Here is a 23,030-nt window from a genome sequence, read left to right on the forward strand (position 1 = left end):
TCCCGGGATGCTGGTGTTCGTGGCGGCGTGGAGCCGCTGGTATGGATGACATGTCCGACCAGCATTGGATGTTGGAGGCGGTGGACCTCCTGGTACGGGTGGTCGAGGCCGCCGGCATCCTTATTATCTTTGCCGGCGCGATGATGGCGTTCGTCCGGTTCGTGGTCGTAGGGTTGCGGCACCGGCAGAGCCGGGCGTTCGTGCCGATCCGGCTAACTCTCGGGCGGTTCCTGACCCTCGGGCTGGAGTTTCAACTCGCCTCGGACATCATGCGCACCGCTGTCGCACCGACCCTGCTGGATATCGCCGAGCTGGCGGCGGTAGCGGCGATCCGGACCGCGCTGAACTTCTTCCTCGCCCGTGAGATCAAGCAGGAGCGCCGGGAGATCGCCGAGGTCGGTTCGCCCGGGCGCGGCGACTCGAACCGGGTGGGTCCGGAGCCGGCCTCGTGAGCACCCTGGTCGACTACGCCGTCCTGGCCTGTATGGCCGCGGGCATCGGGTCGGCCGCGGTGGTTCTCCTGGTGTCCAGGAACGCAGTCTTGGCCCTACGCGTCGGCCTTGATCTGTGGTTGGCCGCCAGCCTGCTGCGGATCGCGGAGCCGCCGGTGGGGGAGCACCTGCTCTACGTGGTGGCGATCATGGTGATCCGCCAGCTGATCCGCGTGGCCCTGGTCACCGGTTGGAGTCAGCGCCGGCCAGTCGATCCGCCAGCGGCGCCCCGCTCATCCGTTCCCTAGCACGTGAGTGCCGTGCCCGGGCCAGTTTGCCGGTAGTTCCGTCGCCGGTGCCGTCGCCGGTCGCACGATGGGTGGTACGAGCGCCGGCACGTCAGGTGTCGGTGGTGACGCTACCGGGGGTAGCAAGGTGCAGGAGGTCGTGGTCTCGCCGGTGGAGGAGATCGGCGGAGTGCTGCCGGGGCTGGCCGAGCAGGTCTGGACCAACGCCCGGGAGGACCCGGAGGCGGTGCAGTTCATCCGGCCCGCGCCGGTGTCCCGCGCCTGGCCTGCGCGCCGGTCGGTGCGCGGTGGGGACGTGCCGGTGACGTGCGCCCAGTTCCGGGACGACGTGCTCAGCCTCGCCCGTGGCTTCCTCGCGGCCGGGGTGGGGCACGGTGACCGGGTCGGGCTGGTCAGCCGCACCCGGTACGAGTGGACCCTGGTCGACTACGCCCTCTGGGCGATCGGGGCGGTGCCGGTGCCGGTCTTCGAGACGGCCAGCGCGGACCAACTCGGGTGGGTCCTGTCGGATGCGGGCGTGGTGGGCTGCGTGGTGGAGACGTCTGATCAGGCTGAGTTGGTCGCCGGCCGGCGTTCGGATTTGCCGGCGCTGCGCGACGTGTGGCAGATCGACGCCGGCGACTTGATCAATCTTGCCGGCCAGGGGCGTACGGTTGACGACGCGGTGGTTGACGGCCGGCGCCGCCGGGTGACCGGTGGTGACATGGCCACGATCGTCTACACCAGCGGCACGACGGGTCGGCCAAAGGGCTGTGTGCTGACCCACCGCTCCATCCACTGTGATGTGACCGCCGCGGTCTCGGTGCTGCCGCAGCTGCTGCACGCCGGGGCGGCCACGGTGCTGTTCCTGCCCCTGGCCCACGCGTTCGCCCGGATGATCCAGGTCGGGGTGGTGCAGACCCGGACCACCATGGTGCACAGCGCCGACATCGCCGGCGTGCTGGAGCAACTGCGCCGGCACCGGCCGACGTTCGTCCTGGCGGTGCCCCGGGTCTTCGAGAAGCTGCACAGTCGGGCGAAGCAGAAGGCCGAGGAGAGCCACCGGGGCTGGCTGTTCCGGCTCGCCGAGCGGGTGGCGGTGCGGTACAGCCATGGCCTCGATCGTTCCTGGGGCCCGAACCCCCTGCTTCGGCTCGCCCGAGGCGGGTTCGACCTGCTGGTGTACCGGAAGCTGCGGGCCGCCCTGGGCGGTCGCTGCTCCGCGGCGATTGTCGGCGGCGCGCCGCTCGGCGAATGGCTGGGGCACTTCTTCCGCGGTGCGGGCCTGCTGGTGCTGGAGGGGTACGGGCTCACCGAGACCTCCCCGGCGTTGACGGCGAACACGCCGACGACCCAACGGATCGGCACGGTCGGTCGACCCCTGCCCGGCGTGAAGATCAAGATCGCCGACGATGGCGAGATCCTCGCCCGCGGCGACCCGGTCTTCCCCGGGTACTGGAACAACGCGGAGGCTACCCGGGCGGTGTTCACCCAGGACGGGTGGATGCGGACCGGCGACCTCGGCGAGCTCGACTCCGACGGGTTCCTGCGGATCACCGGGCGGCAGAAGGAGATCATCGTTACCGCCTCCGGGCAGAACCTCGCGCCCGCGCCGCTCGAGGAGGCGATCCGGGCGCACCCGTTGGTCAGCCAGTGCATGCTGATCGGTGACGATCGCCCGTACGTCGTCGCGCTGGTCACCATCGACCCGTCCGCCTGGGAACGCTGGCGCTCCGAGCACGGCCGCTCGGACGACGCGACCGTGGCCGAGCTGCGGGACGACCCGGAGCTGTGCGGCGAGATCCAGGCGGCCGTTGACCGTGCGAACGCGACCGTCTCCCGCGCCGAGCAGGTCAAGACCTTCCGCATCCTGCCCCGGGATCTCACTGAGGCCGAGGGTGAACTCACCCCCATTCTCAAGATCAAGAAAAGTGTGGTCGAGGAACACTTCAGCGAGGACGTCGACGCCCTGTACCAGGGCCACTGAGCTGGGCGGGGCGCTCGCGTCCATGCCCTGAGCAGGGCCCGCTGAACCGGGTGGGTGCTGGCGTCCGTTCGGCCCGGGCGGTGCTGGTGTCCGTCAGGGCGAGGGCCGCGACGGGGAGCCGTGGCGGTGTACCGGAAGGGGTGCCATGGCAGCCGGTGTCATCGGCGTGGTGATCGTGCTGGTCGTTCTGGCGCTGCTCGGCGCCCTGAGCCTGCGGATCGTGCAGCAGTACGAACGCGGGGTGGTCTTCCGCTTCGGACGGGTGTTGTTCCCCGTCCGGGAACCCGGCCTGCGGCTGATCATTCCAATCGTGGACCGCATGGTCCGGGTGAGTATGCAGACCACGGTGATCGACGTGCCGGCGCAGGGGGCGATCACGCGGGACAACGTGACCCTCAAGGTTGACGCGGTGGTCTACTTCCGGGTCGTGGACCCGGTGAAGGCCCTAGTGAACGTGGAGAAGTATCCGGCGGCGGTGCTGCAGATCTCGCAGACCGCGCTGCGCTCGGTGATCGGCAAGGTGGACCTGGACACCCTCCTCGCCGACCGGGACAAGGTCAACGCCGATCTCAAGTCGGTGATCGACGACCCGACCGAGGAGCCGTGGGGGCTGAACATCGAGCGGGTCGAGGTCAAGGACGTCTCGTTGCCGGAGGGAATGAAGCGGTCGATGTCTCGGCAGGCCGAGGCCGAGCGGGACCGGCGGGCCCGGGTCATCGCCGCCGACGGCGAGTACCAGGCGTCCCAGCGGCTCGCCGACGCCTCCCAGACGATGGCGGACACCCCGGGCGCGTACCAGCTGCGGCTGCTCCAGACCGTGTCGGATGTGGCGGCGGAGAAGAACAGCACCCTGGTGATGCCCTTCCCGGTGGAGCTGCTGCGCTTCTTCGACAAGTACGCGCGGGGCGCCCCGACCGACCAGGACGAGGCGGTGGCGGAGCAGGCAGCCGCGGTGGCCGGTGACGGGCACCGCCGTGACGGCGGGCCGCGTCCAGCCCGGTGAACGGCTACCATCGGCCGCATGACCTGGCGACATTGATCCACCGCTGAGTGCCCTTCCCGTGGGCCACCGCGGTCGCCGTACCTCCGGCGTCCGTACTCACCTCACGGGAAGAAACGATGACCTCCGACACGACCCCACTGCGAGGTGGCCCGCACCCGGGCCCGACCGCCGCGCCCGACCGGCGGGTCCGGTCACTCGCGGCAGCCCTCTACGGGTACGCGTTCCTGCGCGACCTCGTCCTGCTCTACCCCGTCTACCCGCTGCTGTTCACCGACACCGGTCTGACGGTGTGGCAGATCTCGACCCTGTTCGTCATCTGGTCGGCCAGTTCGATCGTGCTGGAGGTCCCCTCCGGGGCGTTGGCCGACGCCGTCTCCCGGCGGCTGCTGCTCTGCCTCGCGCCGCTGGTGACCGCCGCCGGCTTCGCGCTCTGGACACTCGTGCCCTCGTACCCGGCCTTCGCGGTGGGTTTCCTGCTCTGGGGAGCCGGCGGCGCACTCGCCTCCGGTGCGTTGGAGGCCCTGGTCTACACCGGCCTGGAGCGGCTCGGCGCGGCCAGCCGGTACGCCCGTGTCATCGGCCGGGCCCGCACCGCGGAAACCCTCGGCGTGTTGGCCTCCCTCGTGTTGGCGGCGCCGGTACTCGCCCTCGGTGGCTACCCCGCTCTCGGCGTGGCGAGCGTCCTGGCCTGCCTGATGGCCGCCGCCGTCGCCACCCGCCTACCGGAGCACCGCGAGCCGGGCGCCGGGCCGGGCGCAGACCCCGACGACGGTGGACACGGCTGGTGGGCCTCCCTGCGGGGCGGGCTGGCCGAGGCGCACGCCGACCGGACGGTGCGCGCGGCGGTGCTGCTGGTCGCCGCCGTCGCCGCCGGATGGGGGGCGCTCGACGAGTACCTTCCGCTGTTGGCCCGAGACGTCGGGGCGAGCGGGCCGGCCGTGCCGTTGCTGCTCGTACTCACCTGGGTTGGTGTCGCCGTCGGCGGCCTGCTCGCCCCGGCGGGGGAGCGGCTGGGTCGTCGCGGGTACGCCGGCCTGATCGGTGGGTCCGCCGGGGCGCTCGCCGCCGGCGCGCTGATCGGTCATCCGGTCGGGTTCCTGCTGGTGGGCGTCGCCTTCTGCGGCTTCCAACTGGCCACTGTGCTCGCCGACGTCCGGCTCCAGGCGCGGATCGTCGGCCCGGACCGCGCCACCGTCACCTCGCTCGCCGGGATGGCGACCGACACGACGATCATCGCGTGCTACGTCGGGTACGGCCTGCTCGCCACCGTCGCCGGCAACCGGGTCGCGTTCGCGGTGGCGGTGGCGCCCTACCTTGTCGTGGCGCTGCTGGTGGCCGTCGTACGACCAGTCCGTCGATGATCCAGGCCGTGGAGGTGACCGCGTACGCGCGCGGGCGCCCCGCTCCGACCAGGAAGGCCCGGGTGGAGCGGGGCGCCCCGTACGCGTCAGGCGGCTGATGCCGTACGCAGCGGTCGCCAGGCGGTGACAGTGATGAGCGCCAGTACGGCGGCGGCGATCCAGAACGGTGTGGTGAGTCCCCACGCGCCGGCGAGCAGGCCGCCGAGGAGTGAACCGAGGGCCGCGCCGCCGAGATCGAGCAGCGAGTAGACGCTGCCGACCCGGCCGAGCAGGTGTGCGGGCACGACGCGCTGGCGCAGGGTCACCACGATGACGCCCCAGACCATGGTGTGTACTCCGAAGATGATCAGAATGGCGGCGGCGACGAGCGGGGTTGTGGTGATCGCCAGGGTGACGTGGGTGACGAACTCGACGACGAGGCCCGCGCGGAGCAGCGTGCCGGCATCGACGATCCGTTGTAGCCGCGGCGCGAGGACAGTACCGACCAGCCCGCCGACGGCGAAGGTGGTCAGGAGGAAGCCGAAGCTGAGGTCGGACAGGCCCAGCCGCTGCCGGGCGTAGAGGACCAGGGTGGCGAAGGCGGCGCAGAACGCGAGGTTCGCCAGCCCCATACTCACCGCGAGCGTACGCAGCAGTCGATGTCCGAACAGCCAGCGGACACCGTCGGTGATCTCCGTCCGCAGGCTCCGGCGCGGTGCCGCTGGCGGGAGCGCGGGGATCGGCCGGATCGTCGCCATCAGCGCCGCGGCCACGGCGAAGGTCAGGGCGTTGACGCCGAACGGCACGGCGGCGGCGATCACGAACAGCCACGCCCCGAGCGGCTTGGCGACGAACTGGTTGGCGATGGTGAAGGTGGCCATCAGGCGGGCGTTGGCGCTGGCCAACTGGTCCGGTGCCACGATGGCGGGCAGGAACGCGCCGGCGGCGGTGTCGGCCAGGGTCTCCCCGGTACCGAGGAGGAAGAACACCGCGTAGACCAGAGCGACCGTGGCGGTGTCGGTGCTGACGGCGAGGGTCAGCGCGGTGAGTGCCGCGGCGCGCAGCGTGTTGACGGCCACCACCAGCTTGCGGCGGTCCAGCCGGTCCACGTAGGCGCCGCTGATCAGAGCGAACAGCAGCCAGGGCAGTTGTTGGACGAAGACAGCGCCACCGATGAGCGCCGGATTGGTGGTGATGGAGGCGACCAGCAGTGGACCGGCCGCCATGGTGACTCCGTCACCGACATTGGCTACGGCCGAGGCGGTCCACAGTGTGGTGAAGTCCGCGCCGAGACGCGCGGAGACAAGGGCACGCAAAATAGCTCCTCGAGCAAGGGGGAAACGGTCGTCGCGGGAGCGACCGCTTCGCGGCGAGGAGCGCTACACCGTGGGGTGCGAGCCCGACGGTGGGGCCGGCTAACGCGCGGCGTGCTCTCGCGGCGAAGCGGTGACCGTGACCTTGCCCTGGCGCATGCCAACTCCTAACTGTCGATCGTGGCCAGGATAGCCGCGGTCGGGGCGGATGCGAGAACCGCTCGGCTGGTCCGGCGATGCCGGGTGAACTCGGTTCCGCCGGTCCGGCCGGTGGTCCCGGCCGTGGGTGTGGCAGCGTGTACGGGTGCCCACCGTTGACGTTGACCTCGCCCTGGTCGGAGGTGGCGGTGCGGGCTCCCTCGTGCTCGCCGCCCTGGACCGGCGGGGTGTGCGGGGTCTGCGGGTGGCGGTGATCGATCCGGTGCACCGTCGGGGGCCGGACCGGACCTGGGCGTTCTGGGGCCGACCCGACGATGGGCTCGACCCGCTGTTGACGGCGAGTTGGTCGCAGGTGGAGGTGACGACCCCCGGGCGGCACCGCGTACTCGACCTCGCCCCGCTGCGGTACGCGATGCTGCGTTCGGCTCCCGTCTACGACCGGGCCACCACCGCCGAGCGGCGACTCGGTGCGGTCCGCGTCGTCGCCCCGGCCGAGGCGCTCGAGGACGACGGCGACCGGGTCACGGTCCGCGCCGGCGAATCGACGCTGCGGGCGTCCTGGGTGCTCGACTCCCGGCCGCGCCCGCCCCGGCGGGCCGGGCGCACCAACTGGCTGCAGCACTTCCGTGGCTGGTGGCTCGAGGCCGACCGGCCGCTCTTCGACCCGGGTCGGGCGGTGTTGATGGACTTCCGCACGCCGCAGCCGGAGCGGGGGGTCTCGTTCGGGTATGTGCTGCCGGTCACCGACCGGTACGCGTTGGTCGAGTACACGGAGTTCACCCCCGGCCTGCTCACCGATTCCGGCTATGACGCGGCGTTGGCCGGGTACCGGGACCGGCTCGGGCTGGACCCGGCCCGGCTGCGAGTGCGGGAGGTGGAGAACGGGGTGATCCCGATGACCGATGGCCCGTTCGACCCGCGGCCCTCGCCCCGGGTGGTCCGCCTCGGGACGGGCGGTGGCGCCACCCGGCCCTCCACCGGCTTCACGTTCGCCGCCATGCACCGGCAGGCGGGGCAGATCGCCGCGGCGCTTGCCGAAGGGCAGGCTCCGGTGCCGGCACCCGCGTACCCCCGACGGCACCGGTGGCTGGACGCGGTCGCGCTGCGGGCGCTGGACCGCGGCCCGCTGGCGGGCCCCGACTTCTTCGACCGGCTCTTTGACCGCAACCCGGCCGAGCGGGTGCTGCGTTTCCTCGACGGGACCACCAGCCCGGCCGAGGAGGTCGCGCTGATGGGCACCACCCCGCTGGCGCCGATGCTCGCCGCCACCGCCGGTGACGCCGCCGCCCGGCTGCGGGACCGGCTCCTGCCGTGGCGGCGTCCCGCCGGCGGGCTGATCCCGCCACCGGTCACCGGCGCGACGCGACGCCCTCAGCCGGACGAGTGACCTACCCCGCTGGACGAGTGCCGCGGTGACCGGTTCACTCCCGGTTCGGGTCGACGGCCCCGGAAACGTCAGCCACGTCGTAGCCGGCCCGACTGATCTCCCGCGCCGATCGTCGGTCTTCGGCGGGCAGGTCGGCGAAATCGTCGCCGACGTCCTCGGTCTGCGGCAGCGACTCGCCCGGCGGCCGAAGCGACGCCTCCATCGCCGTGGCGCCGTCCGGTTCGTCCGTGTCGGCCAGGTCGAAGCGGTGTTGCTCGGTCATGGCGCACTCCCGCCCGTCGGCTCGCGGTGACCGCCCCGGCCACCGCACCTGCCGCGGCGACCGAAGGTCGGCTTACCCCCCGATCACCTACCCGGACGCCGTCCGGAGAAACGCAGGGAGCGGCCGCGGGCGCGCGGCGGGGCTGCCCAGTGCGCGGGTCGGCTGCGCCGCGGTGGAAGACCGGTGGCTTGGTCGCCGCGGGCCGCATCCAGCTGTGACTGGTGCACGAAGAGAGCGCCCGACAGGTCCGCGCCACGTAGGTCGGCCCCGCGTAGGTCCGCGCCGGTGAGGTCCGCGCCGGTCAGGTCGACTCCGCGCAGGTCGGCGCCGACCAACTGGGCGCCGCGCAGGCTCGCTCGACGCAGGTCGATGCGGCGCAGGTCGGCGCCGAGTAGGGCGGCGCCGCGTCGGTCAACACCGGGCCGGCCACCCCGGGCCCGGGCATGGTCAGCGGCTTGGGCCAGCAGCGGAACGACCCTGCTCCGATGTGCGTCAATGGCCAGCGACCGCAGCGACTCCGGGTCGCCGCCGGCGAGCCGGTCGGTGGCGGCGAGCACCTCGGCCAGCGCGGCCCGCAGTGGTGCGGGCAACTCCATCGTCAGCGCCTCGGTCAGATGCCAGAGCAGTTCGTGGAGCGGCCGTACCACGGTGAAGGTGTCGAACATCGCCTGGGCGGTGGGCTGGTCGTCCCGCCAGTCTCGCCCCCCGAAAGTCACCTGGCTCACCCGCTGACCGGCACCGAAGCAGTCGAAGACGGTGCAGCCGGGGAAGCCGCGGCTCCGCAGCTCGGTGTGGATTCCGCAGCGGAAGTCCGGGCGTAGGTTCGGACAGGGACGCCCGGCCGGCTTGTCGATCGCGAAGTCGGACGAGGCGGCGAAGGCGGGCGCCACGCAGCAGAGCCCTACGCATCGGGAGCAGTCGGCACGCAGCTCCTCCGGACCGACCGCTGTCATGTGACCGATTCTCCTGCCGTGGCGCTCGATGCGAACTCCCTATTCTTCCACGGCATCGGACGTGCACCAGTTTGCGACGGCAGCGAGGTGGAGTTAAACCATAATCATCGATTGAGTGGGGGCAGGGGATTGTGCTGCCGGACCTCCTCTGCCATCCTCCTGGATGGACGCTGCCAGTGACGGTTGCCAATCCCGGAGGCCGCGCTGCGGCGACGCCTTCTTCGGGAGGAACCTTGTGAAGCGCAGACGTCGCCAGCTACTCGCAGGACTAGCGGTCATCGCCCTCGCCGCGACGACGGGGGTCGCCGGAATCCACCTCGCCGGCACCGAAGTGCCGGCCGCCGCCGCGGCGACCGGGGACGGCGAGCTACCGAACGCCCTCGGGGCCCACCTGGAGCAGATGCGTCGGTCGATACCGGGCAACGACGGCATGTCGCTGGACGGTCCGGGCGGCGCCGCGCAGCAGGAGTTCCTCAAGCGGGCGTACCCGGCCAACGAGGTAAGCCTCGCCGAGGTCGACCGCTCGAAGGCGGCGTTCGCGGCGGCCGAGCGGCGGGGCGGGGGCGGCCAACGGTGGACCAACGCCGGGCCGAGCGAGGCGGTGTACCCGTTCACCGAGTACCGCAACGCCTTCAACTACGTTCCCAACGAGTACGTCGCCGGTGGCCGGGTGACCTCCCTCGACATCAGCCCCGACTGCAACCGGTGGCTCTGCCGGGCGTACGCCACGCCCGCCGGTGGTGGCGTCTGGGGCACCCTCAACATCCTCGCCGCCGAGCCGAAGTGGTTCTACCTGGGCGGTCCGCTCGGTATCAACGCGGCCGGCTCAGTCAAGATCGACCGCAACGACCGGACCGGGCTCACCATCTACGTCGGTACCGGTGAGGCGAACATCTGTGGCTCCGGATGCGTCGCCGGTGTCGGTCTCTACCGGTCCACCAACGGCGGCCTGACCTGGCAGGGCCCGCTCGGCAAGGAAGTGCTCGCCGGCAAGGGCATCGCCGAGATCACCATCGAGCCGGACGACCCGAAGACCATCTACGTCGCCACCACCACCGCGCTGCGCGGCATGTCCAGCGCCTGCTGCGACGGCGTGACGCGACCGGTGCCCGACGCGGAGAAGTGGGGTCTCTACAAGACCACCGACGGTGGCAAGAACTGGAACTTCATCCACAACGGTTCGGCCGCCGCCACCGACTGCACCGGCGACGCCGACGAGTTCGGCAACAACGCGCTCTGCTCGCCGCGCGGTGTCCGCTACGTCAAGCTCGACCCGAACAACTCCGACATCGTGTACGCGTCGTCGTACGCCCGTGGTGTCTGGCGCTCCCCGGACGCCGGAGCCAGCTGGACGCAGATCAAGCCGTCGCTCAACCCGGACCTGTTCCAGACCCGGGCCGCCATCGACGTCACCGCGCTGCCGGACGGCAAGACCCGGATGTACGTCTACGAGGGGAACTTCGGCAACCCGTACTCGCGGTTGCTGCGCAGCGACGACGTGGCCGGCGGAACCCCCACGTTCACCGATCTGACCAGCTCGAACCCGGCAGATCCGGGGTACGCCACGTACAACCAGTGCACCGGCCAGTGCTGGTACGACATGTTCGTGCACACCCCGCCGGGACATCCGGACATCGTCTACACCGGTGGCTCCTACGTCTACGGTGAGACGGTCGCGCACAAGCGGGCCGTCGTCCTCTCCACCGACGCCGGGGTCAGCGGCACCGACATGACCTTCGACGGCACCGACGAGCTGCACCCGAACGGTCTGCATCCGGACCAGCACGCGATCGTGACCCACCCGCGGGACCCGTATCAGTTCTTCGAGGCCAACGACGGCGGGATCATGCGTTCCAGCGGCGAGTTCGTCGACCGATCCGCCTGGTGTGACAGCCCGGACCGTAACCTGACCACGGCGGCCCAGCAGGATCGCTGCAAGCAGATGCTCTCCCGGATTCCGAGCAAGCTGGAGGGCATCAACAAGGGCATGAACACGTTGCAGTTCATCAGCCTGTCGGTCAGCCCGCACGACGTGAACCTGCTTCAGGGCGGCACCCAGGACAACGGGACCTGGGAGAACAACGGCGAGCGGCGGCGCTGGACGAACACGATGATCGGTGACGGCGGTGCCTCCGGCTTCGACGTCGACAAGCCCGAGTTCCGCTTCCACACCTTCTTCAACGCGTCACCGGAGGTGAACTTCGCCGGCGGCGACATCGCCGAGTGGATCTGGACCGCGGATCCGATCTACGGCCAGCCGGGCACCCTCTTCTACGCGCCGGTGATCAGCGACCCGGTGGTCTCCGGCACGATGTTCGCCGGTACCGGCCGCTCGGTGTACCGGACGAAGACCTTCGGCCTGGGCGACCGGAGCATCGAGGAGGCCAACCGGATCTGCAACACCTGGACCGGCACCTTCGAGGAGCAGTGCGGGGACTGGGAGGCGCTGGGGGCCACGCCGCTCACCGACGAGGCGTGGGGGGACCGGGCCGGCGGCGCGGTCTCGGTGGTCCAGCGGGTCGACACCGACTCCGCCACCGCCTACGCGGCCACCAGCACGGGTCGGGTCTTCGTCAGCCACAACGTTGACGCCGAGTCGGCCGCCGAGGTGACCTGGACCCGGATCGACAACCCGGGCACCCCGAACCGATTCGTCACCAGTGTCCACATCGATCCCAGCGACCCGAACCGGGCCTGGGTCTCCTACAGCGGCTTCAACTCGAACACGCCGGAGACGCTTGGGCACGCCTTCGAGGTGACGACCGCCGGCACGACGGCGACCTGGACCGACCGCTCGTACGACTTCGGTGATCAGCCGATCACCGACCTGGTCCGGGACGATGTCACCGGTGACCTGTACGCCTCGACCGACTTCGGCGTGTTGCGGCTGGCCGAGGGGCGGACCAGCTGGACCAAGGCCGGCGGTGGCATGCCGAATGTGGAAGTCGCCGGGCTCACCATCGTGCCGGGCGAGCGGGTCCTCTACGCGGCCTCGCACGGCCTCGGCGCGTGGCAGCTCAACCTGAAGTAGGTCGATTATTCACACCACCAACCGGGTGGGGGGCCGCGGCAGCGGCCCCCCACCGCTGTCCGGGAGGATCGGCCGGGTCTGGCGTGCCCTGGGCGCGCTCTTCGTCCTGCTCGTCTTCGTCCCGCCGCTGCTGCTGCTGGTCTCGGGTTCGCTCACCGAGCCCGGGCTGCCGCCGTCCCCCACCCCACAGCTGATCCCCGATCCGGTCTCCACCGCCGGCTACCGACAGGCCCTGGAAATCGGCGGGGTGCTGCGCGCCGCGCTCAACTCGCTGCTGGTCGCGGTCGTCGCCGTGCCGCTGAGTGTGCTGGTCGCCGCGCTGGCCGGCTTCGCGTTGGCCCGGCTCACACCCCGGCGCGCCGGCCTCATCGTCGTGGCCTCCCTGGTAGCCCTGATGGTGCCGGCCACCGCACTGCTGGTACCCCGGTTCACGATCTTCCGCGCACTCGGGCTGACCGATACGCTGGTGCCCTTGATCGCTCCGGCGCTGTTGGGTACCTCCCCGCTCTACGTCCTGGTCTACTACCTGGCCTTCCGGGCGCTGCCGCGGGACCTCTACGACGCCTGTCTGGTGGAGGACATGACTCCGATGGGCATCTGGTGGCGGGTCGCGCTCCCGTTGGTGCGTCCGGTCACCGCCGCGATCACCGCTCTTACCTTCGTGCTGACCTGGTCGAACTTCCTCGATCCACTGATCTATGTGTACGACCGTGACCTGTTCACCCTGCCCTTGGCGCTGCGTTCGCTGTCGGTGCTGGACCCGACGAACTTCCCGGTGTTCCTGGCCGGGGCGGTTCTGGCGACCGGCCCGGCCGTGCTGGTCTTCGGGTTCGTCCAGCGCCGATTTTTCCACCACGATGACCAGACAGGACGGAACCGGCCATGAGAAGACCCAAGGCGTTGCTGGCGACGCTGCTCGCGACCGTGCTCCTCGCCGCCGGCTGCGCAGGAGGACCCGGGGCCGCCGCCGACGGGCCGGTGCGGCTGCTGGTCTTCGGCGCCCCCGAGGAGTTGGCCGCGTACCGCACGCTGATCGAGGCGTACGGTCAGGCACGGCCCGGTAACGAGGTGCAGCTCATCGAGGCGAGCGACCGCAAGGACCTGCTGGCCCGGCTCGCCACCTCGGTCGCCGGGGGAGCCCCACCGGACCTGTTCCTGATGAACTACCGCTTCTATGGCCAGTTCGCCGCGAAGAACGTGGTGGAGCCCTTGGACGAGCGGATCGCCGCCTCCGAGAAGGTGAACCCCGCTGACTACTACCCGGTGGCGATGGAGGCCTTCACCTGGGGCGGCAAGCAGCTCTGCCTGCCGCAGAACATCTCCAGTCTCGCCGTCTACTACAACCGCACCCTCTTCGCCAAATACCAGGTTCCCGAGCCGAAGGCGGGCTGGACCTGGAACGACATGGTCGGCACCGCCATCGCGATGACCCGGGACGACCGTGGTGTGGTGGTCAAGGGCACCGAGAGCGAGGGGGCTGCTGCCCGTCCGGCCGTGCACGGGCTCGGCGTCGAGCCGTCGATCATCCGGGTCGCCCCGTTCACCTGGTCCGCCGGCGGTGAGATCGTCGATGACCCGGACCGACCGACCCGACTCACCCTGGACACCCCGATCGGCCGGGAGGCGCTGAAGAACCTGGTCGACCTCCGCCAGGCATACGGGGTGGTGCCCACCGACGAGGAGGTCGAGGCGGAAAATGACGAGTCCCGCTTCGCCAACGGCCGACTCGCCATGCTGATGTCCTCGCGGCGCTCCACCACCACCTTCCGCTCGATCACCGGCTTCGAGTGGGACGTCGCCCCGCTGCCGGTCTACCAGGACCAGGTCGGGGTGCTGCACTCGGACGCGTACTGCATGACCCGGGGTGCCAAGCGCAAGGACGCGGCGTGGCGGTTCCTGGAGTTCGCCATCTCCGCCGAGGGGCAGCAGATCATCGCCGCCACCGGGCGGACGGTGCCGTCGCACATCGGTGTCTCGCAGTCCCCGGTGTTCCTCGACTCGTCCCAGCCACCACGTAACGCGACGGTCTTCCTCGACACGATTCCCACCCTCCGGACGTTGCCGACCATCTCCACCTGGCCGGAGGTCGAGGATGTGACCGCCGGGATCCTGGAGAACGCGCTGTACCGGGGTGACCGGTTGGACGAGGTCATCCGCGCCCTGGATGAGCAGACCCGCCCGCTGTTCGCCCGTGGGGAGCACGGGTGAGCGATGCCGGTCTGACCCACGATGCCGGACTGACTCTGGACGGAGTGAGTGCCGCCTACCGGGGCGTTACCGTTCTGCAGCAGATGCGGTTGACCGCGGCCCGGGGAGAACTCCTGGTGGTGCTCGGCCCCTCCGGCGCCGGGAAGTCGACGCTGTTGCGGGTGGTGGCCGGACTGGAGCCGGTCACCACCGGGCGAGTCTGGATCGCCGGCCGGGACGTCACCGCCGACCGTCCGGGCCGGCGCAACGTGTCGATGGTCTTCCAGTCGTACGCGCTCTTCCCCCACCTGACCGTCGCCGAGAACATCGCGTTCGGCCTGGTGGTGCGGGATGTTCCGAAGGCGGCGGCCCGGGAACGGGCCCGGGCCGCCGCCGAGCAGGTCGGCGCGGCGCACCTGCTCGGCCGGCGACCCGGGCAGCTCTCCGGCGGTGAGCGACAGCGGGTCGCGTTGGCCCGGGCGTTGGTGCGGGAGCCAGACGTCTTCCTCCTCGACGAACCGCTGTCCAACCTCGACCTTTCGCTGCGGGTGCAGATGCGGGCCGAACTGCGGGCGCTGCACGACCGGCTCGGCGCCACGATGGTGCACGTCACGCACGATCAAACCGAGGCGCTGGTGCTGGCCGATCGGATCGCGGTGCTGCGCGATGGCCAGGTGGAGCAGGTCGGGACGCCGGACGAGATCTGGCACACCCCGGCGAGCCGGTTCGTGGCGGGCTTTGTCGGCTCCCCAGCGATGAACGTGCTTCCCAGCTCCGGCCCGATCCAGCCGTCCGGTGCCCCGCCGGCGGGGATGGCCGGCGACCGGGAGATCGGCTTCCGCCCGGAGGCGGTGGTGTTGGGGGCGGCCGACGGCGTGGCGGCGACCGTTGACCGGGTGGAGGTGGTTGGCACGGACGCCTACGCCTACCTCACCCTCCGCGCCGGGAGCCCGGTGGTGGCCCGGGTGCCGGCCGCCCACCGGCCCGCGCGCGGGGATGCGGTCCGAGTCGGGGTTCGCTGGGCCGACACGCACCTCTTCGACGCCGCCACCGGGCTCCGGTGTGCCTCTTGAGAGTGAGCAGGGAGCGGTCGCGCGCCGGGGTAGGCCCGGCGGCGCGTGGGCACCGGCAGGTGGCGGTGATGCTGGCGCCGTATCTGGTCGGTCTGGTCGGTTTGGTGTTGTTCCCCGCCGCGGTCACACTCGCCCTGGCCTTCACCGAGTACGACCTGGTCAATCCGCCGAGCTGGGCCGGGTTGGCGAACGTCTCCGAGCTGGTGACGGACCCGGTGTTCCGAGTCGCGCTGACCAACTCGCTGGTGTTCGCGCTGGTGGCCGTGCCGCTTCGGGTGCTACTCGCACTGGGCTTGGCGCTGCTGCTGCATCGCCGGTCGTTCGGGGTTCGTCCGGCGCGGGTCGCGGCGCTGCTGCCGACCGCGGTACCCGAGATCGCCTATGGCCTGCTCTGGCTCTGGCTTTTCAACCCCTTGTACGGCCCGATCAACCAGCTGTTGCGCGTCGGCGGTGAGAACGGGTTGACCGTGCTCGGTCGTACCCCGCCGCAGTGGCTTACTGACCCCACCGACGCCCGCGCCGCGATCATCCTGATGAGCGTCTTCACCATGGGCGAGACCTTCGTGGTGCTGCTCGCCGCCCGGTGGGCCCTGCCAACGGACGTCTATGAGGTGGCGGCCCTGGAGGACGCGACAGGTTGGGACGTCTTCCGCCGGGTCACCCTGCCGTTGATGGCGCCGGTGTTGGCCCTGCTGGTGGTGCGGGATCTGATCGCCAGCCTGCACTTCTCCTTCGTGCCGGCGTTCGTGGTGACCGACGGCGGCCCACCGCCGTATGCCACCACCTACCTGTCGTTGTTCATCTACCGCACGGGCTTCGAGTATCTGCGCTACGGCTATGCCGCCGCCGCGACGTTGGTGATGATGCTGCTGACGGTGGCGGCGGTGGTGCTGCAGTGGCGGCTGTTCCGCCGCTACCGGGCCTTCTACCGGCTGTGATCATTCAGAGCCGGTCGGTTCCGTGGCTTCCGTCGGACTCTTAATCCGCGGGTTCGGGGTTCGAGTCCCTGGCGGCGCACCAGCAGCAAGGCTCTGACCTGGGATCCCCGGGTCGGAGCCTTTCTCGTTTCCCCGTCGGTGGTGCGGTGCTCGATGGGTGCTCGGGAGCCGTTGGACCGTCACGGCTGCCGGTGGGACGGGTGGCGTGCCGGTGGACGTTCGGGGGTGGCGGTGTCGGTAGTGATTCCGGATCGGATCCGGGCTGACGTGGAGATGTTGTGGCGTTACCACGACCTGGATCACGAGCTGAGCCCCTGTGACGTGGGCATCGGGCTCGGCAGCCACGACCTCGGGGTGGCGGTCATCGCGACCCGCCTGTTCCACGAGGGTCTGTTCCCGTGGGTTGTCTTCACCGGTGCGAACGCCCCGACGACGATCGAGCGGTTCCCGCGTGGTGAGGCGGTGCACTACCGGGAGTACGCGGTCGAGCATGGCGTTCCGACGGAGTCCATCCTCGTAGAGCCGCAGGCGACGAACACGGCCCAGAACCTCGACTACTCGCGCCGACTGCTGGCGGAACGCCAGATCCCGGTGCGGTCGGTGTTGCTCATGTCCCGTCCCTACCAACAGCGTCGGGCCTACGCCACCTGCAAGCTGATGTGGCCGGAGGTCGACGTGGTGTGCGCGTCGAATCCTCTTGAGCTGGACGACTACGTGCGCAGCATCGGCGACCCTCGGCGGGTGGTGGACATGCTGGTGGGTGACACGCAGCGGATCGAGGTGTATGCCGAGCGCGGGTTCGCGGTTCCACAGGAGGTGCCGGACGAGGTACGAGCGGCGTTCGACCGTCTGGTGGCGGCGGGCTACACGAGCCGGCTGATCTGAGCCGGGCTACCGGTGTTGGGCCTGCGTCTGCGCTTCGTGGGCGTGTCTGGCGGCCGTCTCGAACGCTGTCGTCCAGGGGAAGACGCGCTGTCGGTCGTTGCCGCTGCCGGGTGGGTGTGGTTCCCACTTGTGTGCGGGGCCGAGTAGGACGTGGATTCCTTCGTCGCGGAGGTTGGCTACCGCCCGGCGGAAGGGGAGTCGGGAGGCGAGTGCGGCGTTGACGAACGGCACGACGACGGTGGGTACGTGTCGTCCGATGAGTTCGGCGACGGAGGTCATGGCGTAGTTGTCGGCGAGGCCGAGGGCGATCTTGTTGATGGAGTTGTAGGTCGCTGGTGCGATGACCACAGCGCTGGCGGCGGGAAGTGAGCGCCGGCCGCCAGGGGATGCCCGGTAACTGGATCGCACAGGGGTGCCGGCCAGTTCCTCGATGGCCGGTAGGTTGAGGAAGTCCATGGCGCTGGGTGTGGCGGTGACCGCCGCCGTCCAGGACCGGTTCAGGGCGGTGCTGATCAGTTTGGTCACGTCGGCGGCGGGGCCGGCGCCGCAGACGACGATCTGTAGGTGGCCGTTGGTCACAGCGGGATTCCAGCGGTCTGGGCGAAGTCGGCGACGGCCCTGCGGACTTGGCCTTTGGCGAGGAGTGCGAGGTCGCCGGCGATGCGCTGGACGGCCGGGCGGCAGCGGATCTCCTCGGGCGCTACGTCGTAGGCGGTGCGCAGCGCGTCGAGGCCCTGTTCGTGGCGGCCCCACTGGGTGTAGGCGCGGGCGACGTCGACGTACAGCGAGGCTCTGCGTTCGGCGAGCGTGATCTTGTCCAGGGGCACCGTGCGGGCGAGCGTGATGGCGGTTCCCGCGTCACCGAGGGCCAGGGCGATATTGACGCGGTGCAGCAGGACGTTGGTGGCGCCGAAGCCGGTCCACCGGTCGTTGCCGTCGTAGCCGAGTCGGGATGCGGCGCGGGTGGCCTCGTCGAGCATGGCGTGTGCGGTGCCCCGGTCGTCCTTGCGGGCGGCGGCGACCGCGCCGCGGAGCACGAGCGCGCCGTACACGGCGACCGCGTCGGTCGAGTCGAGGCGGGTGTCCCGGTCGAGGACGCCGGCGGCGTGCCCAGCGAGGGTCACGGCCTGGTCGTCGTGGCCGTTGCTCATGAGGGCGTGGGTCATGATCCGTGCGCTCGCGGCGACGGCCACCGGGTCCTGACTCGCAGTCGCGGCACGGGTGCTGCGCTCGGCCGCGACCAGGGCCATCCCTCGGTCGCCCATCTTGAGTAGGACGCTCCCGACGACGTGGTACAGGTCGGTGGCCAGAACGTCTGCCCGTGCGCGTTGCTCGTCTTCGGCGTTGGCTCTGGCTGGTTCGAGGGCTGGTAGCAGCGTGACGAGATCGTCGAGGACGCGTTCGTACCGGCAAGCCTGGTAGTCGCGTTTCAACGTGGCCACCGAGCGGGAGAGCTGCTGGACGGACAACGCCGCCGTAGGCGGATGCCGTGGCGAGACGAGCGCGTCGAGCAACGCCGAGACACCTGGGCCTGCGGCGACGCCGGCCGCGCTCGCGCGTAGAAGGTCTCTCCGTCGCACGTCACCATCCGAGCCCGAGCCGCTGTGCCTGTCGTCTCCAGTATCGGTGTCCGAGCCGGTGCGTGTCGGTGTGGTGCTCCCGGGTGCACCGTTGGTGCCGGTCCTCAGCAGGGCCTCGAAGCGTTCCCGGACGTCGGATGTGGCGCGGGTCAACACGGTGTCCAGCGCGGCCTGCATGTCGGCGCGCGGAAGGACCGTGTCGCCCTGGCTGCTCCACTTGGCTACCGTCCGTCGCGCTACGCCGAGGTGCTCGGCGAAGGCGGTGACGCTCATCCGCAACGCCTGCCGCAGCGCGGTCGCCTCCCGGCCGGTCCAGGTCGTTACCGGAGCCATCGCATGTCCTCCCCGATAGGGGCTGTTCACCTGACTGCCGATGGTAGTGGCACGAGGGGTGACAACAGGTGCACCGCCAGTGCACCGCCAGGACATTCCGCTCGATCCTCTCCCGGGCCAATCTGAAGGTGCCGACGCGGTCCTCTCCCCGAGCGTGTCGGCGGACTCAGCAGCCTCGCGCAGGGAGCTTCACATGGATGTGCCGATCAGCGACGTGCTGGAACGCGACCCGACGCACCGGCAGATGGCGTCGCCGGGCCATCCGCCGCCTGCGGGGCTGACTCCCCGTCCGCGTACCGCCGAGAGGGCTGCGTGGGTGGGTGGGCGGCGGTCTGCTCCCAGCCGTCGTCCCGCTGCGGTGGGCTCGCGTCTTCGGGCGCGGGCCCACCGTCTCGGGGAACCCGCCTCAGTGGGGGATCGGGCGTGACCGTGTACATGTCCCGCTCTGTTGCGGCCAGCCGGGCGGCGCGACGGTCCGGGCGCAGCCCTCGGCTCCGGTGGCGGCTGTGGCGGATCCGCCGTTGTTGACCCATGTGTGGCGTCGGTTCTTCGAGCAGCGGTCCCGGCCGGGGTTCCGTCGATGAGCATCGAGCGACCAGTACCCGGCCAGGATGTTGAAAGGCGCTGCCGGGTGGAGGGTGAGCATCTGCCAGCCCGCCCGCAGTGGCTGTGCCGGAACTGCGGCCACCCGTGGCCCTGTGTCCAGGCGAAGAGAAGGCTGCTGGCCGAGTACGAGGGCAGCCGGGTCGGGTTGTCTCTGTATCTGGCGGCCTGCCTGCACACGGCCATCGACGACCTGCGGAACCTCAGTCCCCCGCAGCTGTGTGGCTACGCGGGGTTGTTCGACCGTTTCCTTGGCTGGGCCAGGCACCGCGTCGGTCCCCGGCGGCAGGCCGCGACCCGTTTCCCACCGCTGTCCGAGGAGAGGGTGTCATGACCGGTATCGGTGTCATCACCGCCGTGGATCGGCCGGCGATCGCCGGTGTGTTCCATACGTTGGTGGTGCAGCCGACGAGCTTCTGCAATCTCGACTGCGTCTACTGCTACCTGCCCGACCGTCGGTCGCGTCGCCTGATGCCCGTGCCGGTGGCGCGGGCCTGCGCCACCTCGATCGAGCGGCAGGGCAGTGGCCAGCCGGTGAGCGTCGTATGGCATGGTGGCGAGCCGACCGCGACGCCGATCAGCCACTTCCAGGGTCTGCTCGCTCCTTTCGAGTCGCTGCGGCGCGCAGGTCGGGTGCGTCACGAGGTCCAAACCAACGCCACGCTGATCAACCAGCGGTGGTGCGATGTGTTCGCCGCCTACGGGTTCACGGTCGGTGTCAGTGTCGACGGCCCGGGTGCCCTGAACCGCAACCGCCTCGACCACGCGGGCAGGTCCACCATCGGGCGCACGGTGCGCGGGATCCGGGTTCTGGCGGAGGCGGGTCTGGAGTACTCGGTGATCTGTGTCGTCACCCCGGAGACCATCGACCACGCCGACGATCTCGTGGACTTCTTCACCGACCTGCCGGGATGCCAGTCCGTGGGCTTCAACATCGAGGAGCAGGAAGGCGCCGCCCGGCAACCGGTGACGGAGGGGTCCGCGTACCGGTTCTGGCGGCGGCTCGTGCAACGCCGTGCCGCCGGTAGCCGGCTGCGTATCCGTGACCTGGACCGTCTGGCCGACTACCTCACCGCCGCCCGCGGCGAGGGCGTCGACCACACACCCCATGAGCCGATTCCCACGGTGTCCTGGGACGGCCGGGTCGTGCTCCTGTCACCGGAGCTGCTCGGCATCACCGACCCCGACTACGGGGACTTCGTCGCTGGGAACGTGGTCGAGGAACCGATCAGCGTGATGCTCGCCCAGGCCGGTGGTCTGCGTTACGTGACCGGGTTCGTCACCGCGCTCAACGACTGCGCCGACCGGTGCGGGTTCTACGACTTCTGCCGTGGCGGACAGGCCGGCAACCGCTACTTCGAACACGGCACCTTCACCGCCCGCGAGACCAGCTTCTGCCGTACCACCCGACAGGCCCTCGTCCGCGCCACCGCAGACCATCTCACCCCGACCGGAGGACCAGCATGACCAACGCCCTCGCCGCACTGATCAACGCCGCGCCGGAACGCCTCGACCGTCTCGGTGTCGAATCGCCCCGGGCGGTAGCGTCGATCGACGCGGCGAAGTTCGACAACCGGCCCACTTGGGACAACCGGGGCAGCTTCGACAGTCGGCCCGGCTGGGACAACTGGAACAAGAAGAAGTGACCCGCTGACAGCGGACCCGACACCCGGCGCGCGGGCGGGCCGGCCGCCCCGCGCCGCGCCGCCCTCAACAGAGACAGGTAGGAGACAGATGCGGACCACCACCGTCGGCGACCTACGGATCCTGCTCCCGGATCTCGACATTGACGACCTCGACAGCGTCAGCGACCCGACCGACGACCTCAGCGACGCCACCATCGAGAACGCCTCCTGGCGTGGCGTCACCCTGGACGACGTCACCGTCCGTGGTAGCCGGCTCATCGGTGCCGACGTGAGCGAAAGCAACTGGGAGGCCGGGTCCCTCTTCGGCTGCGAGATCACCCGTACCGACTTCTCCGGTGCCACCCTGTCCGGCGTCAATATCGAGCGCTGTGCCGTCAGCGGGTCCCGGTTCACCGGCACCCGACTCACCGATATCCGGCTCAAGGACGTGCTGTTCGAGGGATGCCGCTTCGACTACGCCACTCTCACCCGGGTCACCGCCGCCAGAGCCGTGGCCTTCGTGGACTGCGTCCTCACCGACGCCACCTGGTCGTCCTGCCGCCTACCCGACACCGTCCTGCGGTCCTGCCAGCTCGCCCGCCTGGAACTCGACTCCTGCCACCTCAATGGCACCGACCTCCGGGGTAACACGCTGCACGACCTGAAGACCGGTCTCGGCAACCTGCGCGGGGTCACCCTCGACGAGGACCAGCTACCCGACCTCACCCACCTGGCCGTTCAGGATCTCAACCTGACCGTGCGGAAGCGGTGACGAAGCCGATCTTCACCTTAGACGGTTGCCGCGTTCGCCCGTCCCGTGCGGCTGACGCCGATGGCGTACGAGAGTAAACGACCACATCAGGAGAACGACGTCGTGGCCTATCGGCGAGGGCCGAACAATCTGCTTCGCGCGGCTCGGCTGGCGCTGCGGTCTCCGTCGGGGTCGGGGCGGCCGCTGTCCCGGCAGGAGCTGGCCGACGCGGTCAACGCCCACGCCCGCGCGCACACGGGCTGCCGTAGCGCCGTGGATGCCCGCTACATCGGCAAGCTCGAGCGCGGGGAGCACCGGTGGCCGTTCGAGCCGTACCGCACGGCGTTGCGGAAGGTCCTGGGCAAAGCGACCAACGCCGACCTCGGGTTCTTCATCATCAAGGGACACGCCCAGGACCCTGAGGTGACCCCGGAGGAACCAGGGCCAGGTGGCTGGACATCACCGGCTCCCGGCGCCGACCCTGGTCGCCCGGTATCGGTAGCGGCGACGGCCGGTCCGGTCATGGTGGACCGAGCGTCGGTGCGGGTGACGGTGAGCGTTCACGCCGAGACTGTCACGGCACTGGTCCGTCACGACGACGCGACCGGCGGTGTCGTGGTCCTCGCGGGGTCCGTCGAAGTGATGATCGAACCATCGGATGTCTCGCGGGGCCGCCTCGTGGCTGTATCCGGTGTGCCGTCGGCCGGGGCCGGCCTTCGCCAGGTGTACCGGCTTCCCGATCGGCGGGCCCGATGACGAACGTGCGGCTCACCCGGCCGGTTATGGGCGGCCGGTGTCCGTCGGGTCTACGCTTCCAGGACGGATCAGCCAGCAGCAGGTGACCGAGGCGCGCAGGGACCTCGGTCGGCGGTTGGCAGGCCGCCTGGCGCGCCGAGCAGAGG

The 23,030-nt window shown here is 70.4% G+C and carries 22 protein-coding genes; 17 read left to right on the forward strand and 5 right to left on the reverse strand.

All coding sequences use genetic code 11. The features are described 5' to 3' along the window. The first annotated feature begins 41 nt into the window (after positions 1 to 41). The 5 genes from B116_RS0120695 to B116_RS0120715 all read left to right on the forward strand — a co-directional run bounded on the left by B116_RS0120695 (position 42) and on the right by B116_RS0120715 (position 5,069). Positions 42 to 452, forward strand: a complete 411-nt coding sequence (locus tag B116_RS0120695) for a DUF1622 domain-containing protein (RefSeq protein ID WP_018720239.1) — start codon at positions 42 to 44, stop codon at positions 450 to 452. Beyond that, positions 449 to 739, forward strand: coding sequence for a hypothetical protein (locus B116_RS0120700; RefSeq protein ID WP_018720240.1), 291 nt, complete (start codon positions 449 to 451; stop codon positions 737 to 739). Before B116_RS0120695 ends, B116_RS0120700 begins: the two co-directional genes overlap by 4 nt. Positions 740 to 806: 67 nt before the next feature. Then, a complete protein-coding gene (locus tag B116_RS0120705) occupies positions 807 to 2,705 on the forward strand; it encodes an AMP-dependent synthetase/ligase (RefSeq protein WP_050591899.1) in 1,899 nt (632 codons plus the stop codon). 145 nt (positions 2,706 to 2,850) lie between these two features. Continuing rightward, on the forward strand, positions 2,851 to 3,708 hold the full coding sequence (locus B116_RS0120710; protein WP_027661201.1) for a slipin family protein: 858 nt from the start codon (positions 2,851 to 2,853) through the stop codon (positions 3,706 to 3,708). 116 nt (positions 3,709 to 3,824) lie between these two features. Then, positions 3,825 to 5,069 carry an MFS transporter gene (locus B116_RS0120715; RefSeq protein WP_018720243.1) on the forward strand — a complete coding sequence of 415 codons (1,245 nt, stop codon included), beginning with the start codon at positions 3,825 to 3,827 and terminating at the stop codon, positions 5,067 to 5,069. A gap of 86 nt (positions 5,070 to 5,155) precedes the next feature. Here the strand turns inward: B116_RS0120715 and B116_RS0120720 are convergent, their stop codons facing one another. Beyond that, a complete protein-coding gene (locus B116_RS0120720) occupies positions 5,156 to 6,364 on the reverse strand; it encodes an MFS transporter (protein WP_027661202.1) in 1,209 nt (402 codons plus the stop codon). Positions 6,365 to 6,647: 283 nt separating this feature from the next. On the opposite strand from B116_RS0120720, the gene B116_RS0120725 reads away from it, so the two are divergent. Then, a complete protein-coding gene (locus tag B116_RS0120725) occupies positions 6,648 to 7,907 on the forward strand; it encodes a lycopene cyclase family protein (protein WP_027661203.1) in 1,260 nt (419 codons plus the stop codon). 34 nt (positions 7,908 to 7,941) lie between these two features. On the opposite strand, the gene B116_RS0120730 is transcribed toward B116_RS0120725, so the two are convergent. Next, positions 7,942 to 8,169, reverse strand: a complete 228-nt coding sequence (locus B116_RS0120730) for a hypothetical protein (RefSeq protein ID WP_018720246.1) — start codon at positions 8,167 to 8,169, stop codon at positions 7,942 to 7,944. 83 nt (positions 8,170 to 8,252) lie between these two features. Then, entirely contained in the window at positions 8,253 to 9,122 is an 870-nt protein-coding gene (locus tag B116_RS0120735) for a pentapeptide repeat-containing protein (protein ID WP_027661204.1), read from the reverse strand. Positions 9,123 to 9,357: 235 nt separating this feature from the next. On the opposite strand from B116_RS0120735, the gene B116_RS0120740 reads away from it, so the two are divergent. The 6 genes from B116_RS0120740 to B116_RS0120770 all read left to right on the forward strand — a co-directional run bounded on the left by B116_RS0120740 (position 9,358) and on the right by B116_RS0120770 (position 17,236). Further along, a complete protein-coding gene (locus B116_RS0120740; protein WP_027661205.1) occupies positions 9,358 to 12,153 on the forward strand; it encodes a WD40/YVTN/BNR-like repeat-containing protein in 2,796 nt (931 codons plus the stop codon). A 25-nt stretch (positions 12,154 to 12,178) separates the two neighbouring features. Next, positions 12,179 to 13,039 carry a carbohydrate ABC transporter permease gene (locus tag B116_RS0120745; protein ID WP_027661206.1) on the forward strand — a complete coding sequence of 287 codons (861 nt, stop codon included), beginning with the start codon at positions 12,179 to 12,181 and terminating at the stop codon, positions 13,037 to 13,039. Further along, on the forward strand, positions 13,036 to 14,361 hold the full coding sequence (locus tag B116_RS0120750; RefSeq protein ID WP_027661207.1) for an ABC transporter substrate-binding protein: 1,326 nt from the start codon (positions 13,036 to 13,038) through the stop codon (positions 14,359 to 14,361). The genes B116_RS0120745 and B116_RS0120750 overlap by 4 nt, the downstream gene beginning before the upstream one ends. Beyond that, the gene (locus B116_RS0120755) at positions 14,358 to 15,413 is read left to right on the forward strand and encodes an ABC transporter ATP-binding protein (RefSeq protein WP_027661208.1); all 1,056 of its coding nucleotides are present in this window, start codon (positions 14,358 to 14,360) and stop codon (positions 15,411 to 15,413) included. Before B116_RS0120750 ends, B116_RS0120755 begins: the two co-directional genes overlap by 4 nt. A 68-nt stretch (positions 15,414 to 15,481) precedes the next feature. Then, positions 15,482 to 16,351 carry a carbohydrate ABC transporter permease gene (locus B116_RS0120760; protein ID WP_018720252.1) on the forward strand — a complete coding sequence of 290 codons (870 nt, stop codon included), beginning with the start codon at positions 15,482 to 15,484 and terminating at the stop codon, positions 16,349 to 16,351. A gap of 273 nt (positions 16,352 to 16,624) precedes the next feature. Next, positions 16,625 to 17,236 (forward strand): YdcF family protein, encoded by a 612-nt coding sequence (locus B116_RS0120770; protein ID WP_223874635.1) that lies wholly within the window; start codon positions 16,625 to 16,627, stop codon positions 17,234 to 17,236. A gap of 6 nt (positions 17,237 to 17,242) precedes the next feature. Here B116_RS0120770 and B116_RS0120775 read toward each other — a convergent pair whose 3' ends face one another. Further along, positions 17,243 to 17,815, reverse strand: coding sequence for a flavoprotein (locus B116_RS0120775; protein WP_018720254.1), 573 nt, complete (start codon positions 17,813 to 17,815; stop codon positions 17,243 to 17,245). Further along, positions 17,812 to 19,149, reverse strand: coding sequence for a hypothetical protein (locus B116_RS0120780; RefSeq protein ID WP_018720255.1), 1,338 nt, complete (start codon positions 19,147 to 19,149; stop codon positions 17,812 to 17,814). Before B116_RS0120780 ends, B116_RS0120775 begins: the two co-directional genes overlap by 4 nt. Positions 19,150 to 19,469: 320 nt before the next feature. Here B116_RS0120780 and amcA (B116_RS29055) point away from each other — a divergent pair, with 320 nt between their 5' ends. From amcA (B116_RS29055) to B116_RS0120805, 5 genes are all read left to right on the forward strand, one after another. Beyond that, the gene (amcA, locus tag B116_RS29055; protein ID WP_397540835.1) at positions 19,470 to 19,733 is read left to right on the forward strand and encodes a multiple cyclophane-containing RiPP AmcA; all 264 of its coding nucleotides are present in this window, start codon (positions 19,470 to 19,472) and stop codon (positions 19,731 to 19,733) included. Positions 19,734 to 20,082: 349 nt separating this feature from the next. Further along, positions 20,083 to 21,219, forward strand: a complete 1,137-nt coding sequence (amcB, locus tag B116_RS0120790) for a cyclophane-forming radical SAM peptide maturase AmcB (RefSeq protein WP_018720257.1) — start codon at positions 20,083 to 20,085, stop codon at positions 21,217 to 21,219. Continuing rightward, on the forward strand, positions 21,216 to 21,398 hold the full coding sequence (amcA, locus tag B116_RS0120795; RefSeq protein ID WP_018720258.1) for a multiple cyclophane-containing RiPP AmcA: 183 nt from the start codon (positions 21,216 to 21,218) through the stop codon (positions 21,396 to 21,398). Before amcB ends, amcA (B116_RS0120795) begins: the two co-directional genes overlap by 4 nt. A gap of 88 nt (positions 21,399 to 21,486) precedes the next feature. After that, positions 21,487 to 22,149 (forward strand): pentapeptide repeat-containing protein, encoded by a 663-nt coding sequence (locus B116_RS0120800; protein ID WP_018720259.1) that lies wholly within the window; start codon positions 21,487 to 21,489, stop codon positions 22,147 to 22,149. 102 nt (positions 22,150 to 22,251) lie between these two features. Further along, positions 22,252 to 22,884, forward strand: a complete 633-nt coding sequence (locus B116_RS0120805) for a hypothetical protein (protein WP_188116053.1) — start codon at positions 22,252 to 22,254, stop codon at positions 22,882 to 22,884. Positions 22,885 to 23,030: the final 146 nt, after the last annotated feature.

This window comes from Salinispora fenicalii (genome assembly GCF_000514815.1).
Taxonomy (GTDB): domain Bacteria; phylum Actinomycetota; class Actinomycetes; order Mycobacteriales; family Micromonosporaceae; genus Micromonospora; species Micromonospora fenicalii.